Genomic DNA, 16094 nt, shown 5'->3' on the forward strand with positions numbered 1-16094 from the left:
TGCCAGACAGCGAACGACCATGAATAAGCCCATAACGCTCAGCAGTTTCATCGTTGCACTGGCATGTCTGATCCTGCTGCCGTTCGGCGTGGCGCACGCTGCCGTGAGCCAGGTTCCCGCGCAGTTGCCACTGTTCTTGAACAACTCAGTACCCCCGCTGAATATGCTGGTGGTAGGCCGCGACCACAAGTTGTTCTTCCCCGCCTATAACGATGCGTCGGACCTGGACGGGGACGGTTCTATCGATATTCGATACAAGCCTTCGATTACCTACCTGGGCTACTTCGATTCGCTGACGTGCTATCGCTACAACAACGGTTACTTTACGGCGCTGTCAAATACGACGGTAGCAAACCTGAAAAAATGCCCAGGCAACTGGAGCGGCGATTACCTTAACTACCTGACGACATCGCGCGCGGATGCGTTGCGCAAAGTGCTCTACGGTGGCTACCGCGAGGTGGACACCACCTCACAGACCATCATTACTCGCGCCTATATCTCCACCGATGCGCATACGTGGGGCAAGGAATACTCGAGTCGGACCGTCGACGGTTACGACCTTTCTGATTACACGCCGCTGTCGAATCCCAGCGTCGGCAACTACACGCTATTTGCCAACAACACGCAAAGCAGCGCGCCGTTGCTGCGTGTGCTGTCGAATGTGTCGAACATTCGCATCTTTGGCTGGGTATCCCGGGAAGTGACTCAGGGCGGTTCCAAGGCCACGAATACCAACTTCAGCGATGTCGATGTTTCTCCCACCGATTACCAGGTGAGGGTGGAGGTCTGTAAATCAGGCTTTATCGAAAGCAACTGCAAGCTTTATCCCAATGGTACTTATAAACCGACAGGCATCCTTCACGACTACGGTGAAGGCAACCAGATGTACTTCGGGCTTGTGACAGGCACCTACCAGAACAACATCCAAGGCGGGGTCGTTCGTAAGGCGATGGGAAGCTTCTCGGCTGAGATCGATGCCTCGACGGGGATTTTCGGCACCAAGGACAGAAACGGTAATTATGTAAAAGGCGCGATCATCGGCACGCTTGACGGGTTGAGGCTCAGCACCACCGGTTGCAATATCTACGTCACGCCTATGCCGAACGCCAACTGCCCGAACTGGGGGAATCCGCTTGGCGAAATGATGTTCGAGACGATGCGTTACTTCAGCGGCGAAACCACCCCAACTGCCAATTACAAATCTGGGAACGCAGACACAAGCGGGGGTTTGAGTCTGACGAGCGTTACCACGTGGAGTAATCCTTACTCGGCGACACCTAACGCAGCCGCCAGTCCGCCGACTTACCCGAGTTGTTCCAAACCGTTCGAGACGCTTTTCAGTGACGTCACGCCCAGTTACGACTCGGACCTGCCAGGCAGCACGTACGACATCAGCGCAGCGCCGGATTCCTCCAGTACGCTCAAGAGCCTTGACGTAAGCAAGCTGGGGCAGACGATCTGGAACACTGATGTCGGCGGCAGCAAGAACATAAACATCGGCCAGACACTGAGCGCGAGTGACCAGGCGCCAACCGCAAAAGTTGCGTCCAGCCTGGGCAACATCAGGGGGCTGCCGGAAGAGCCCACCAAAGAAGGGACCTACAACGCGGCGGCTGTGGCTTATTTCGCTAACACCAACCCGATCACCTCTTTGGGCAATCAAAAGGTCCAGACCTTTTCCATCGCACTTTCGTCGACACTGCCGCGTATTCAGATGCCCGTCGGTACGGGCTCAATCACGCTCGTCCCGTTTGGCAAAGTGGCCGCCAGCGGCATCACTGAGCAGATCACCGGGTTTTATATCGACTCGCTGTACAACATGACCGGTCAGCCCACCAACGCGAACATTAACGGCGGCCGAGCGCAGGCTGTTTTCAGGGTGGTATTCGACGACTGCGGTCAGGGTTGCGACTACGACATGGACGGCATCGTGCTCTATACCGTCGCGGTCAATGCCCTTGGCTCTCTGGATGTCACGCTACAGACCGTTTACTCGGTATCGGGCGCCGAGTCCCACATGGGCTACACCATTTCCGGCACCACTACCGATGGTATTTATCTGGAAGTGACAGGGGGCGCCGCCGGCAACCTTCACTACTCACTGGACACGCCCGGAATAAGACTTCCCGGTGCGTGCGCTACATCCACTGCGACCTGTAACAACATCGCCGACTTGCTGCCAGGGCGGAAAGACCAAAACCAGGCCGTATCACCTTCATCCAGGGGCGATACCCACACCCGCAGGTTCGTGGCCTCGCCAACCACTTCGATCACCAACCTGCAGGATCCATTGTGGTACGCCGCCAAATGGGGTGGTTTCGGTGGCCCGACCAACACCAGCAGCAGCCTGCCAGTGAACGGGCAATGGGATTCGACAAAATCGGGCACGCCTAACAGCTACTTTCTGGTGACCAACGCCTCGACCCTCAAGCAACAGCTCGACGCTGCCTTCAACCAGATTCTGCAAACCAATAACTCGGTGGCGACACCGGCAGTGGTCCCTGCGCTCGGCACCAGCAGTGCGGCCGCGACGTATTTGAACAGCCTCAATGTCGCCACCTGGAGTGGCGACTTGATCAAGACAACTACGACGATCAACAAAGCGGATGGCAGCACCAGCAGCGTGCAGAACTGGTCGGCCTCGCAGGTGGTCCCGACCTGGAGTTCGCGCAATATCCAGATGGCAGGCACGACAACCAACGGCCTGCAGAGCTTTACGTACGCCAATCTGGCCAATCGGACATACGCCGGCATCAACTTGCAGACGACACTGACGTCCGATCAAGTGGACTTCGTTAAAGGTGATACCAGTAAAGCGACCTCCACTTACCGCCGCCGCGCATCGCTCATTGGCGACCTGGTCAACTCCTCGCCAGTGGTAGTGGACACAGCGCTCTACGATGCAACCGTTGCCGATACGCTCAATGGACAGAGCGGCACCTACGGAGCGTTCCAGACGACCCAGAGCACCCGGCGCGGGCAAATCTACGTCGGCGCCAATGACGGGATGTTGCATGGATTCGACACCCTGACCGGCGTCGAGAAGTTCGCCTTCATTCCCACCGCGGTGATCTCGAACCTCAACGCGCTGACTAACAAGGATTACAACTCCAACTCTGCCCTGCACCGTTTCTTCGTCGACAGCACGCCGGTCGTTGCAGACGTCTATTTCGGCAGCGCCTGGCACACAATTCTGGTCGGTACGCTGGGTGCAGGCGGACGGGAAATCTTCGCGCTGGACGTGACCAACCCCGACAGCATCAGTCTGCTCTGGGAGTTCACGTCACAGAACGATGTGGATCTTGGTTCAAGTTTTTCCGTTCCTGTCATCGTCAAACTGCACTCAGGGGAATGGGGTGTCGTCGTCGGCAATGGCTACAACGGCAACAACGGCAACGCGTCGCTGTTCATTCTCAATGCCGCCACAGGTGCCACGATCAGCAAGCTGACCACCTCGGTAACGGGCAACAACGGACTGTCTTCCCCAGTGGTACTGGATGCAAACGCCGACGGCTATGCGGACTATGTGTACGCCGGAGACTTGCTGGGCAATCTGTGGCGCTTTGACCTGATCGGAAGTTCGCTGACGGCCACGGCAACCGCGAGCAACTACAAAGTGGCGTTTGGCAATAAGCCGCTCTACACCGCAACTGCCAGCGATACGACCGGGGCCGCCGTGCAGTCCATCACCGCTCCGCCCACGGTCGTGGCACACCCGACGGCAGCAGGAACAATCGTGGTGTTCGGGACAGGTCGCTACTTTGCGACGGCGGACAAGGCCAGCACTGATCTGCAGACCTTGTATGGGGTCTGGGACAAACAAACGGTCGGGGCGGCAGCATCGTCGACGCCGACGCTGGCGCGTAGCAACCTTCAGGCTCAGACCATCACTACCCAAGCCAACAACGTGAGTTTTGCGGGCACCAGTAACGATGTTCGTATCGTGAGCAATAATACTGTGGACTGGACCGCCAAATCGGGCTGGTATCTAGATCTTGCGGTTGGCAACACGCTGCTGGGCGAGCGACTGGTCGATCCGCTGGTTATAAGCGGCAGCGTAGTGTTCGCGTCGACGCGGACGCCCGTCACCGACGTATGCAGCCCAGGGGTCACCGGATGGCTATACGGCCTAGACCCGACCACGGGAGGCCGTACGACCTTTACGGTATTCAACCTTCGCCGCAACGGCACCATCTCAAGCGCCGACAACTACAACGACACGGTCGTCAGCGGTATGAGCATCAGTGCCGGGGGCGTAGACGTTGGGAGCATCGGCGGTCAGAAGTACGTCACTGATTCGAGCGGAGAACCCACCGCCGTCAACACCGGAACCGCTTTCAATGGCCGCCAGAACTGGCGCGTCATTCCCTACACTCCATGAGGCTGTACTCAATGCAATGTTCAAACCGCTCTGAACGCGGCTTCACGCTGATCGAGCTGATGATTACCGTCGCCATCGTCGCCATCCTGGCCGCGATCGCCTACCCGTCTTACACCAAGTACGTCCAGCGCGGTTATCGCTCCGAAGGCATCGTCATGCTCAATGACGCAGTGGCGCGGATGGAGCGGTACTACGCCCAGAACAATACGTATGCGGTTACCAATCTCACCGCATTGGGATTTGCCAGCGCGACGCCGCTCTCACAAACCGGCAAATACCAGTTGAGCGTGACGGCGAATGCGACGGCATATTCGTTTACGGCCACACCTAAGGATCAGCAAACCCAGGATGCATGCGGAGCATTAACCATCGACCAGGCCGGAGCCAAGACCTCAGCTGGCGGTACCGACTGCTTCAAATAACCGTTAGCGCCCCCAACACCCCGACACACTGGCAGCCCCCGACATCCCGAGATTGTCGCGCCTGCCAGTGTTTTCCAGCACAAAACTCCCACACGCATCGCCTCCCATCATCCCCCCGCCCATCGGCGACGCGGTCAACCTGAACGTCCGCTCCTTGCGCTCAGCCCCTATCCGATAAAACGCATTCCCCACCGACACCTCATGACTAAACGCCGGCGGCCCGCTGACGTCCGAGTATTGTCCTGCCCGCGAGTGAAACCGCTCAAGCTTCTGCGCCTCTTCAACCAGCACACCAGCGATCTCGGAGCGGCGGGTTTTCTTGGTGTATTCGCTGTACTGCGGGTACGCGACGGCGGCGAGAATGGCGACGATGGCGATGGCAATCAGCAGTTCGATCAGGGTGAAACCTGTGCGGGTTCTGTTCATTGCCGCTGCCGCCACATCACGCGACGCTCCTCGGTGTGAATGCTTTCGAGCACAGTGCGTGAATCGCCCGCAATGCCGATGGCCGTCACGCGGTACAAGGTCCGAAGTTGACCGTCTGCGCCACCGGCAGGTTGATCGGTTTGGCCGACATGCTGAATGCCGTAGAAACCACTCCGCGTCGCGACCCAATCCACGCCGGAGGCCCCGCCCGTTCCGCTGCTGGACAGTGTCAACGCCTCAGGTGGCGGCAAACATTTCGCTGACGACGAACAGCGCGGCTGGGAAAAACCCGGTGATACGATTTTCGCTTCCGCCATGCGCAGCGCTGTCTCGCCAGCCTGAAACGATGCATCACGTCGGTTGAGCGTGCCGGCCACTTTCTCCTGGAGCGTGGCGTTCTGCATCGACGATGTCGCCAACAGGGTCAGCAACAAGAGGAACACCAGGCTGACGATCAACACCGCACCACGTTGTGCATTCATGTTCATGCCTTCATCCCAGCCGATTACGGATGGCAGCGACCACGTCGATGGTTTGTTCCTGCGCTCGGTCTGCCGGGTCGAACAGGGTCAGGGTCAATCGCACGCTGCGGATCAGCGAGGGGGCGGCAGCGGCGGCGTACCGCGCGATGGAGCGCTCGCGAGTCGAGCCGGCGACGCCGAACAGCACGCTGAACGTGCGCACGTTGCTGGCCAACGGCTGGCCGTTCAGGGACAATTCATTGCGCGCCTTGTTGAAGCGATAGACCTGCCGGTGAACGGGCATCGCGGTCTCATCCACGGCAAGTCGAGGCGCCCGGCCGTTGGTGTACGCGGTGGCGGACGATAAGCAGTCGGTGTGAATGACCCAGGTCGACCAACCGCCGCCCTCCCCGGTCCCGGCCGTGGCGAGGGTCAGTGTCTGGGAATTGGCGTCCCAGTGGATCGGCTCTTCAAACGCCTTGGAGAAGCTATTGCCGGCAGTGGCGTCATCGACCTTCCCCAAGCAGCCGAACATACCCACCAGCCGTACTTCCTGAACCATTTTGCTGAGCACGAAACGCGCGTCTTCCTGCAAGCCGGCGGACGATGTCTGACTGACATAGCTGCTCTTCGAGCTGATGAATATCTGCACCAAGGCCAGCGACATCACCAGTCCCAACACCAGCGCCAACAACACTTCCACTAAGCCAAAACCTTTCACCGATGCGTTCATGGCCGTGCGCCCCGCTCGGCAGATACATCTGCGGTCAGCGTGAGCGTTTGCTTCTGCGCGGCCTCCTGGCTGGCACGGGAGTCGTCCCACTTCAACGTGAGGGTCACGCTCGATCCTGCCACCGCAATCGATGCCTCGGCGTCATCGCCGACTGCGCGTTTCAATTGTGTCGCGAAGTCGTACAGGTCTTGCTGGCGAGGGACGGCGAGACTGCCGGAAGTCGGCGCCTGACTCAGCGAAGCCAGCGCATAACTGGTGGCCGGATTGGCGCGAATGCGCTCGAAAAGATCATGGGCGATGAAGCTGACGTGCAGGCTGCGCATGGAGCTGTCGGTGTATTTCAGCGCGTTGAGCTGGAGCATCGCCACGCCCAATATGCCGACGCTGAAGATCAGCAACGCGACCAGCACTTCGATCAATGTCATCCCTGATTGCGTCCTCTTCACACCCATCGTCCACCTCGACCATTCCCATGCAGACGCCATTGAAGACGATGCGCAGCGGTTTGCCCGGAGGATGTGTAACGGCGACTTGCGGACATACCGGCTGACAATCGACCGGGTTGTCAGCGCTGTTAAGCGGGTGTTTGCTTGAGCGCCGCACTCAACGGAAGACGCTCGTGAAGCAGCAAGGATTGACGCTGATAGAACTGCTGGCAGGGTTGGTGATTGTCGGCATCGTCGCTACGCTGGCGATCCCCGCCTTCGGGCAATTGATCGACTCACAGCGACGTCAGGACACGGCCCAGCAACTGGCCAGCGGGCTGCGAATGGCTCGCACGGAGGCGATTCTGCGCAGCCAGCCGGTGGTGATGCAGGCGCTTGAAGATGATTGGAGCCGAGGCTGGACCGTATTCGTGGACAGCAACCGAAATCAGCTCAGAGACGAGGGCGAGCTCTCATTGGCCGAATTCGCCAGCCACCGGAATGTCAGGGTCGTTGGCAACAGCAAGGTGGCCGCACGGATTGGCTTTGATAACACGGGGCGGCTGCTGAACAACGCCAACGGGACACTGGCGGTGTGCCTGAAAGACTCACCCGCCAGTCGCTATCAGTTGGCGATTGCGGTGACCGGCAGGGTCACGCTGCGATCCGAGGGATTCGGCAGCGAGCCCTGCGCATGATGGGGTTACAGAGTGACCGGATTACAACAGCGACTTGACGCGCAATTCCTTTGGCATCGAGAAGGTGATGTTCTCCTCGCGCCCGGCCAGTTCGTCCTCACCGGTCGCGCCCCAGGCGTGCAACTGCTGAATCACGCCACGCACCAGCACCTCGGGGGCTGAAGCACCGGCAGTAATGCCGATGCGTCCAACGCCGTCGAACCAGCTGCGCTGCATGTCTTCGGCGCCGTCGATCAGATAGGCCGGGGTCGACATGCGTTCAGCCAGTTCACGCAGGCGATTGGAGTTGGAGCTGTTCGGGCTGCCCACCACCAGCACCACGTCACACTCATCGGCCAGGACCTTGACCGCATCCTGACGGTTTTGCGTGGCGTAGCAGATGTCGTCCTTGCGCGGGCCGCCAATGGCCGGGAAGCGTGCGCGCAGGGCGTCGATCACCCGGCTGGTGTCGTCCATGGACAGCGTCGTCTGGGTCACGAAAGCGAGGTTCTCGGGGTTGCTTACCTGGAGATTGGCGACGTCTGCTTCGTCTTCGACCAGATAGATCGCGCCGCCGTTACTGGCGTCGTACTGACCCATCGTACCCTCGACCTCAGGGTGGCCGGCGTGACCGATCAGGATGCACTCGCGGCCGTCACGGCTATAGCGCGCGACCTCGATATGCACTTTGGTCACCAGCGGACACGTGGCGTCGAACACCTTCAAACCGCGACCTGCCGCCTCGGTGCGCACCGCCTGCGATACGCCGTGGGCACTGAAGATCACGATGACGTCGTCCGGCACCTGCTCAAGCTCTTCGACGAAGATCGCGCCACGGCTGCGCAGGTCTTCGACGACGAATTTGTTATGAACCACTTCATGGCGCACGTAGATCGGCGGGCCAAACACTTCCAGCGCGCGATTGACGATTTCGATCGCACGGTCCACCCCGGCGCAGAAGCCACGTGGGTTGGCGAGTTTGATTTGCATGATGTGCCTCGTGTCTACGCGCAATGAAACATATAAACGAAAAGGCCCCGAACAGTGCCGGGGCCAGGCGCTCTGGCGATGCTCAGAGTGCCTTCACCTCGAAAATTTCCACTTCGAAGGTCAACGTCTTGCCCGCCAGCGGGTGGTTGAAATCGACGGTGACATGGTCATCGTCAATCGCCTTCACCACGCCCGGCAGCTCGGTATTCGCCGCATCGTTGAAGATCACCAACAGCCCTTCGGACAGCTCCATGTTCTGGAACTGCGAACGCGGCATGACCTGCAGGTTTTGCGGGTTCGGCTGACCGAAAGCGTTTTCAGGCGGCACCTGAAGCGTGCGCTTGTCACCCGCTTTGAAGCCAAAAATCAGCGCTTCAAAGCCAGGAAGCAGGCTGCCATCGCCGACCTTGAAGGTCGCCGGGGCCTTGTCGAACGTACTGTCGACGGTGTCGCCGTTTTCCAGGTGCAGCGCGAAATGCAGGGTGACTTCCGTGTTCTGACCGATGCGTGTTTCCTGAGTAGCCTGTTCGGTCACCAACTGATCAGTCATTGACGGTTTCTCCGGTTTTCTTGCTCTTGAACATGTCCAGAGCCAGCATGATCGCGCCAACGGTAATGGCGCTGTCCGCGACATTGAAGGCCGGGAAGCCGTGTTCTTTCCAATGCACGAATATGAAGTCTATGACATGGCCGATGAAGATTCGGTCATACAGATTGCCGAGCGCCCCGCCCAATATCAGGGCAAGGGCAATCGCCAGCCAGGTCTCGTCGCGCCCGAGCCGCTTGAGCCAGACCACCAGCACCCCGCTTACCACGACCGCAATCAATGCAAACAACCAGCGCTGCCAGCCGGAGCTGTCGGCCAGGAAGCTGAACGCGGCCCCGGTGTTGTAGGCCAGCATCCAGCTGAAATAGTCAGGAAGGATGACGATTTGCTCGTACAACTCCAGACGGTTTTCGAAGTAGAACTTGCTGGCCTGGTCAATGACCACCACCAGCACGCTCAGCCACAACCAACCCAGTCGGCCCATGCGGCCAGCCGATGCATTAGGCATAGTGACGAACCTCGCCTGCGCCGCTGATGTTGTCGACGCAACGGCCGCAGATTTCAGGATGCTCGGGATTGACCCCGACGTCCTCGCGGTGATGCCAGCAGCGCGCGCATTTGGCGTGGCCGGATTTGACGACTTTGAGCTTCAGACCGGCGACTTCGGTGACCACGGCATCGGCATGCGCGCTGATGAAAGGCGCGACGCTGGCCGTTGAGGTAATCAGCACGAAACGCAGCTCGTTGCTCAGTTTGGACAGATCCGCTACCAGCGCGTCTTCGGCGTACAGCGTGACTTCGGCCTGCAAATTGCCGCCGATGGCCTTGGCCGCGCGCAGGTTCTCCATCTCCTTGTTGACCGCCACCTTCACCGCCATGATCCGCTCCCAGTAGGCGCGGTCCAGCTCGAAGCCTTCCGGCAGCTCGCTCAGGTCCTGGTACCAGGTGTTGAGCATCACCGACTCGTTACGCTCGCCCGGCAGGTACTGCCACAGCTCATCGGCAGTAAACGCCAGGATCGGTGCGATCCAGCGAACCAGCGCCTCTGAGATGTGGAACAGCGCGGTCTGGCACGAACGACGCGCCTTGCTGTTGGCGCCGGTGGTGTACTGGCGATCCTTGATGATGTCCAGATAGAAGCCGCCCAACTCCTGCACGCAGAAGTTGTGCACCTTCGAATAGACGTTCCAGAAACGATACTCGCCGTAGTGCTCCTCCAGCTCACCTTGCAGCAGCAACGCGCGATCCACGGCCCAGCGATCCAGCGCAAGCATGTCTTCGGCAGGCAGCAAGTCGGTGGCCGGGTTGAAACCCGTCAGGTTCGAGAGCAGGAAGCGCGCGGTATTGCGGATGCGGCGGTAGGCATCGGCGCTGCGCTGCAGGATGGTGTTGGAAACGGCCATTTCGCCGGAATAGTCGGTCGCCGAAACCCACAGGCGCATGATGTCGGCGCCCAGCGTGTCGTTGACGGTCTGCGGCGCGATGACGTTGCCCAGCGACTTGGACATCTTGCGGCCGTTCTCATCCACGGTGAAGCCATGGGTGAGCAACTCACGGTACGGCGCGTGATTGTCGATAGCGCAACCGGTCAGCAGCGACGAGTGGAACCAGCCGCGGTGCTGGTCGGAACCTTCCAAATACAGGTCGGCGCGTGGACCGGTTTCGTGGCCCATCGGGTGCGAGCCGCGCAGGACATGCCAGTGCGTGGTGCCGGAATCGAACCAGACGTCCAGGGTGTCGGAGATCTTGTCGTAGTGCGGCGCTTCGTCACCCAGCAGCTCGGCAGCGTCCATCTTGAACCAGGCTTCGATGCCTTCCTGCTCGACGCGCTGAGCGACTTCTTCCATCAGCTCGACAGTACGCGGGTGCAGCTCGCCGCTTTCCTTGTTCAGGAAAAACGGGATCGGCACGCCCCAGTTGCGCTGACGGGAGATGCACCAGTCAGGGCGGTTGGCGATCATCGAGTGCAGGCGCGCCTGCCCCCATGCCGGGACGAACTTGGTTTCTTCGATGGCTTTAACCGCACGGTTGCGCAGGGTGTCACCCGACGTCGGCTGCTTGTCCATGCCGACGAACCACTGCGCGGTGGCGCGGTAGATCAGCGGCGTCTTGTGGCGCCAGCAATGCATGTAGCTGTGGGTAATGGTTTCGGTGTGCAGCAGCGCGCCGACTTCGGTCAGCTTGTCGATGATGGGCTGGTTGGCCTTGAAGATGAACTGGCCACCGAAGAACTCCAGCGACGGGCTGTACACGCCATTGCTTTGCACCGGACTGATGATGTCGTCGTTGGTCAGGCCGTAGGCTTTGCAGATCACAAAGTCATCGACGCCATAGGCCGGCGAGCAGTGAACGACGCCGGTACCCGCGCCCAGCTCGACGTAGTCCGCCAGATAGATGGGCGAAAGCCGATCGTAGAACGGATGACGGAAGTTGATCAGCTCGAGCGCCGAACCTTCGGCCGTCGCCAGCACCGAACCCTCGAGATTCCAGCGCTTGAGGGAGGACTCAACCAGCTCTTCAGCCAGCACCAGCAGGCGCTCGCCGGTATCGACCAGCGCGTAGGTGAATTCCGGGTGAACGTTGAGCGCCTGGTTTGCCGGGATGGTCCACGGGGTGGTGGTCCAGATCACGATGGCAGCAGGTTTGCTCAGGGTAGGCAAACCGAAGGCTGCAGCGAGCTTGTCGGCGTCGGCAACCGGGAAGGCCACGTCGATGGTGGACGATTTCTTGTCCTGGTATTCGACTTCCGCTTCAGCCAGTGCCGAGCCGCAATCGAAACACCAGTTGACCGGCTTCAGGCCCTTGAAGACGAAGCCGTTCTTGACCATTTCGGCCAACGCGCGGATTTCCCCGGCTTCGTTGGCGAAGTCCATGGTGCGGTAGGGGTTGGCCCAGTCGCCCAGTACGCCGAGACGGATAAACTCGGCTTTCTGCCCTTCGATCTGCTCGGCCGCGTAGGCACGGCACAGTTCGCGGGTCTTGTCCGCAGGCAGATTTTTACCGTGGGTGACTTCGACCTTGTGCTCGATCGGCAGGCCGTGGCAATCCCAGCCCGGAACATACGGCGCGTCGAAGCCCGACAGGGTCTTGGAGCGAACGATCATGTCCTTGAGAATCTTGTTGACCGCATGACCGATGTGGATATTGCCGTTGGCGTACGGAGGCCCGTCGTGCAGCACGAACTTGGGCCGATCCTTGCCAATTTCGCGCAGCTTCTGGTACAGGCCAATGCTGTCCCAGCGCTGCAGAGTTTGCGGCTCGCGCTGGGGCAGGCCGGCCTTCATCGGGAAGGCGGTGTCCGGAAGATTAAGCGTGGCTTTGTAGTCGGTCATTTCAGGCTCTAAAGTTTAGCGGTTGGTCGTGCCAGTGGGCACGAGCGGCAGCGACATCCGCATCGATCGCCGTCTTGAGCGCCTCAAGGGAGGCAAAGCGCTGCTCATCACGCAGCTTCTGGTGGAATACCACCGTCAAACGCCGGCCATAAATATCGCCGGTAAAATCCAGAAGGTGAATCTCCAGATGGGGACGTCCATCGCCCGCCACGCTGGGACGCACGCCAATGTTGGCAACGCCCGGCCACACCTCGCCGTCGATCAGCGCGCTGACCAGATAGACACCGGTCAATGGCACGCGACGACGTTTGAGTTGCACGTTGGCCGTGGGCGTACCCAACTGACGCGCCAGCTTTTGGCCATGCAGCACCCGGCCGGAGATTTCGAACGGGCGGCCCAGCAAGTGCTCGGCCAAGGTGAAGTCTGCCGCAGCCAGCGCCGTGCGCACCTTGGTGCTGCTGACGCGGAAGCCGTCGATCTCGACAGTCTGTGCCGCTTCGACGGTAAACCCCTTCTCGACGCCTACGTTCTGCAGGAAATCAAAATCACCGATCCGGTCGCAGCCAAAGCGGAAGTCGTCGCCGACCTCCAGGTGCTTCACGCCTAAACCATCGATCAGCACGGTGTCGACAAACTCGGATGCACTGAGCCTGCTGAAGCGCTGGTTGAATGCCAGACACAGCACCAGATCAACACCCTCGCCAGCCAGCAGATCGAGCTTGTCGCGCAGCCGGGCCAGCCGGGCCGGGGCCGTCTCGGGAGCGAAAAACTCGCGCGGTTGCGGTTCGAAGATCACCACACAACTGGGCAGGCCCAGCTCGACGGCACGCTCACGCAGTCGCGCCAGGATAGCCTGGTGACCCCGGTGAACACCGTCGAAATTGCCAATAGTGGCGACGCAGCCCCGGTGCTGCGGGCGCAGATTGTGAAGGCCTCGAACCAGCTGCATAACGCGCTTCTTGCTCATAAAGTGGCCGATTATAACCACACACTGTCGTGAACGACAGGCGACACATCCGGGCAAACCACAACAATCGACGTTAACCGCCAGAAAACGACGACTGATCCTACAGGATCGCCTTGCGAGCGAAATGCCTTACCCGGAAACCCAGCACCAGCAAGGTGCCGAAATACGCCACGACACCCGCCAGCACCAGCGCGCCAAGGCGCAGGAATCGCTGCAGCATTTCCCCGTCCGACCAGGCGGGCATCACATGCATCAGGCCCAGCAGCACGGCGGACATGACCGCCACAGCGATAATCAGCTTGCCCAGGAACACCGGCCACCCCGGCTGTGGCTGGAAAAGGTCCTGCTTGCGCAGCTGCCAGAACAACAGCAAGGCGTTCAGGCACGCCCCCACGCTGATGGCCAGCGCCAGACCGGCGTGGGCCAGGTGGATGACGTAGACGAAGAGCAGATTGAACAGCTGAGTCACTATGAGGGTGAAGATCGCGATTTTCACCGGCGTGCGGATATTTTGTTGAGCATAAAAGCCCGGGGCGAGCACCTTGATCACGATGATGCCCAGCAGCCCGACCGAATACGCGACCAGCGCACGTTGGGTCATCGCAGCATCTACGCCATCAAACTTGCCGTACTGGAAGAGCGAAACGGTCAGCGGCTCGGCGAGCAACCCGAGCGCCAGGGTGCACGGCAGCACCAGCAGGAAACACAAGCGCAAGCCCCAGTCGAGGATGCGCGAATATTCGTGGCGATCCCGACTGGCGTAGGTTTTCGAGAGGATGGGCAGAAGAATCGTCCCCAACGCCACGCCCAGCACACCGGAAGGCAACTCCATCAGACGGTCGGCGTAGTACATCCAGGACACCGATCCGGCAACAAGGAACGAGGCGAATATGGTGTTGATGATCAGTGAAATCTGACTGACGGAAACGCCGAGCATGGCCGGCAGCATCTGCTTCATCACTCGCCAGACACCGGTGTCGCGCAGATTGAGGCGCGGCAGCACCAGCATGCCGATCTTTTTCAGGTGTGGCAGTTGATAAAGAAGCTGCAGCAGCCCCCCCGCGAGCACCGCCCAGCCCAGCGCCATCACGGGCGGGTGGAAATACGGCGTAAGGAACAGGGCGAAGAAGATCATCGCCAGATTGAGCAGCGTCGGCACGAACGCCGGAACGGAGAAGCGATTCCACGTATTGAGGATCGCGCCGGCCAGCGACGACAGCGAGATGAGCAATATATAAGGAAAGGTCACCCGCAGCAGATCCGAGGTGAGCTGGAATTTCTCGGGCGTGTCGGCAAACCCCGGCGCAGTCGCCCAGATGACCCACGGGGCGAATACAACGCCCAGCACCGTGACGATTGCCAGAGCGAGGGTCAGCAGGCCGGTGACATACGCGACAAATGTGCGGGTTGCCTCTTCGCCCTGCTGGCTTTTGTATTCAGCGAGGATCGGCACGAACGCCTGGGAGAAGGCGCCTTCGGCAAAGATCCGGCGCAGCAGGTTGGGCAGTTTGAAGGCAATAAAGAAGGCGTCAGTGGCCATGCCGGCGCCAAATGCGCGCGCGATGATCGTGTCGCGGACAAAGCCCAGCACCCGCGAAAGCATCGTAATAGAGCTAACGGCGGCAAGCGATTTGAGTAGATTCATCGAAAGGTTGTACGCCTGACCAAAGGAAGCGCCAAAGCGCGTTCCATATATGCGATACTCCGCGCCGCAAAACAGCTCAGAGCCAAAGCCCGCGAGTTTACAGGTCGCACGCCGGAAAGAAATCACCTCGGCACCACACGGCGACCACTCAGCGGAACGCATCAACCGCCCTTGACAAGCGTCAAACTCATCGGCATGATTCGCGGCCTATTTTGTTAGCTATTTCCCAAGTCTTTCGAGGAGCTCGACGGTGGCCAACACACCTTCCGCCAAAAAACGTGCAAAACAGGCTGAGAAGCGTCGCAGCCACAACGCCAGCATGCGTTCCATGGTTCGTACCTACATCAAGAATGTAGTTAAAGCCATCGACGCTAAAGACGCTGAAAAAGCGCAAGCTGCTTATGTTCTGGCTGTGCCAGTTATCGACCGCATGGCCGATAAAGGCATCATCCACAAGAACAAAGCTGCTCGCCATAAAGGTCGCTTGAATGGCCACATCAAGGCTCTGAACCTTGCTGCTGCAGCCTAAGCGATTCGCTTGTTAAAAAACCGACCCCAGGGTCGGTTTTTTATTGCCTTCGATTTGACGCTCTAGCATCAAGGCGCAGGAGCAGGCGTCCACGGCAGAATCGGGATGGCGGTCACGGCGTTCTGCGGGCTACCCTCGATGACTTTGTCGCTGTAGACGAGGTACACCAGCGTATTGCGTTTCTTGTCGAGGAATCGCACGACTTGCATGGTCTTGAACACCAGCGAGGTCCGCTCCTTGAACACTTCGTCGCCATCCTTCAATTGCTCCTTGAAGTGAATGGGCCCGACCTGCCGGCAAGCGATGGACGCTTCAGCGCGGTCTTCAGCGAGACCCAACCCACCCTTCACTCCACCGGTTTTCGCGCGGGAAAGATAGCAGGTCACGCCGTCGACCTTGGGATCGTCGAATGCCTCGACCACGATCCGGTCGTTCGGACCCACCATCTTGAACACCGTTGATACCTGGCCGATCTCTTCAGCTGACGCCAGCACTGGCAACATCAGTAACGCGCCTACCAGCCCTTTCATGACTCGCATGTATGCTTCCTTCTTTTGAT

Annotated in this window: 15 protein-coding genes; 4 read left to right on the forward strand and 11 right to left on the reverse strand. The window is 59.7% G+C overall.

Annotation, left to right across the window (positions count from 1 at the left end; genetic code table 11):
- The first annotated feature begins 19 nt into the window (after nt 1-19).
- Nucleotides 20-4381: a pilus assembly protein gene (locus EC919_RS12465; protein ID WP_133774326.1), complete on the forward strand. Its 4362-nt coding sequence runs from the start codon at nt 20-22 to the stop codon at nt 4379-4381.
- Between the two features lie 11 nt (nt 4382-4392).
- Nucleotides 4393-4803 (forward strand): type IV pilin protein, encoded by a 411-nt coding sequence (locus EC919_RS12470; protein WP_133774327.1) that lies wholly within the window; start codon nt 4393-4395, stop codon nt 4801-4803.
- A 3-nt stretch (nt 4804-4806) separates the two neighbouring features.
- On the opposite strand, the gene EC919_RS12475 is transcribed toward EC919_RS12470, so the two are convergent.
- From EC919_RS12475 to pilV, 4 genes are read right to left on the reverse strand one after another with little or no spacing between them, the layout of a single operon-like run.
- The gene (locus EC919_RS12475; RefSeq protein ID WP_133774329.1) at nt 4807-5229 is read right to left on the reverse strand and encodes a type IV pilin protein; all 423 of its coding nucleotides are present in this window, start codon (nt 5227-5229) and stop codon (nt 4807-4809) included.
- Entirely contained in the window at nt 5226-5711 is a 486-nt protein-coding gene (locus EC919_RS12480; RefSeq protein WP_347876979.1) for a pilus assembly PilX family protein, read from the reverse strand. Before EC919_RS12480 ends, EC919_RS12475 begins: the two co-directional genes overlap by 4 nt.
- 10 nt (nt 5712-5721) lie before the next feature.
- Nucleotides 5722-6423, reverse strand: coding sequence for a pilus assembly protein PilW (locus tag EC919_RS12485; RefSeq protein WP_133774333.1), 702 nt, complete (start codon nt 6421-6423; stop codon nt 5722-5724).
- The gene (pilV, locus tag EC919_RS12490) at nt 6420-6908 is read right to left on the reverse strand and encodes a type IV pilus modification protein PilV (protein WP_347876980.1); all 489 of its coding nucleotides are present in this window, start codon (nt 6906-6908) and stop codon (nt 6420-6422) included. Before pilV ends, EC919_RS12485 begins: the two co-directional genes overlap by 4 nt.
- 134 nt (nt 6909-7042) lie before the next feature.
- Between pilV and EC919_RS12495 the strand changes: the two genes are divergently transcribed.
- Nucleotides 7043-7546 carry a GspH/FimT family pseudopilin gene (locus tag EC919_RS12495; protein ID WP_133774337.1) on the forward strand — a complete coding sequence of 168 codons (504 nt, stop codon included), beginning with the start codon at nt 7043-7045 and terminating at the stop codon, nt 7544-7546.
- Between the two features lie 21 nt (nt 7547-7567).
- Here the strand turns inward: EC919_RS12495 and ispH are convergent, their stop codons facing one another.
- From ispH to murJ, 6 genes are all read right to left on the reverse strand, one after another.
- The gene (gene ispH, locus EC919_RS12500) at nt 7568-8515 is read right to left on the reverse strand and encodes a 4-hydroxy-3-methylbut-2-enyl diphosphate reductase (RefSeq protein WP_122622728.1); all 948 of its coding nucleotides are present in this window, start codon (nt 8513-8515) and stop codon (nt 7568-7570) included.
- A gap of 82 nt (nt 8516-8597) precedes the next feature.
- Nucleotides 8598-9065, reverse strand: coding sequence for an FKBP-type peptidyl-prolyl cis-trans isomerase (gene fkpB, locus EC919_RS12505; protein WP_133774339.1), 468 nt, complete (start codon nt 9063-9065; stop codon nt 8598-8600).
- Entirely contained in the window at nt 9058-9570 is a 513-nt protein-coding gene (gene lspA, locus EC919_RS12510) for a signal peptidase II (protein ID WP_065987672.1), read from the reverse strand. Before lspA ends, fkpB begins: the two co-directional genes overlap by 8 nt.
- On the reverse strand, nt 9563-12394 hold the full coding sequence (gene ileS, locus EC919_RS12515; protein ID WP_133774340.1) for an isoleucine--tRNA ligase: 2832 nt from the start codon (nt 12392-12394) through the stop codon (nt 9563-9565). Before ileS ends, lspA begins: the two co-directional genes overlap by 8 nt.
- 1 nt (nt 12395) lies before the next feature.
- Nucleotides 12396-13343, reverse strand: coding sequence for a bifunctional riboflavin kinase/FAD synthetase (gene ribF, locus EC919_RS12520; RefSeq protein ID WP_133774342.1), 948 nt, complete (start codon nt 13341-13343; stop codon nt 12396-12398).
- A 118-nt stretch (nt 13344-13461) separates the two neighbouring features.
- Nucleotides 13462-15006, reverse strand: coding sequence for a murein biosynthesis integral membrane protein MurJ (gene murJ, locus EC919_RS12525; RefSeq protein ID WP_133774344.1), 1545 nt, complete (start codon nt 15004-15006; stop codon nt 13462-13464).
- 250 nt (nt 15007-15256) lie between these two features.
- On the opposite strand from murJ, the gene rpsT reads away from it, so the two are divergent.
- Entirely contained in the window at nt 15257-15535 is a 279-nt protein-coding gene (gene rpsT / locus EC919_RS12535) for a 30S ribosomal protein S20 (protein ID WP_037015424.1), read from the forward strand.
- A gap of 68 nt (nt 15536-15603) precedes the next feature.
- Here rpsT and EC919_RS12540 read toward each other — a convergent pair whose 3' ends face one another.
- Nucleotides 15604-16074 carry a CreA family protein gene (locus tag EC919_RS12540; RefSeq protein WP_133774346.1) on the reverse strand — a complete coding sequence of 157 codons (471 nt, stop codon included), beginning with the start codon at nt 16072-16074 and terminating at the stop codon, nt 15604-15606.
- Between the last annotated feature and the right edge of the window lie 20 nt (nt 16075-16094).

The sequence above is a fragment of the Pseudomonas graminis genome (genome assembly GCF_004364335.1).
In the GTDB taxonomy this organism is placed as follows: Bacteria; Pseudomonadota; Gammaproteobacteria; order Pseudomonadales; family Pseudomonadaceae; genus Aquipseudomonas; species Aquipseudomonas graminis_D.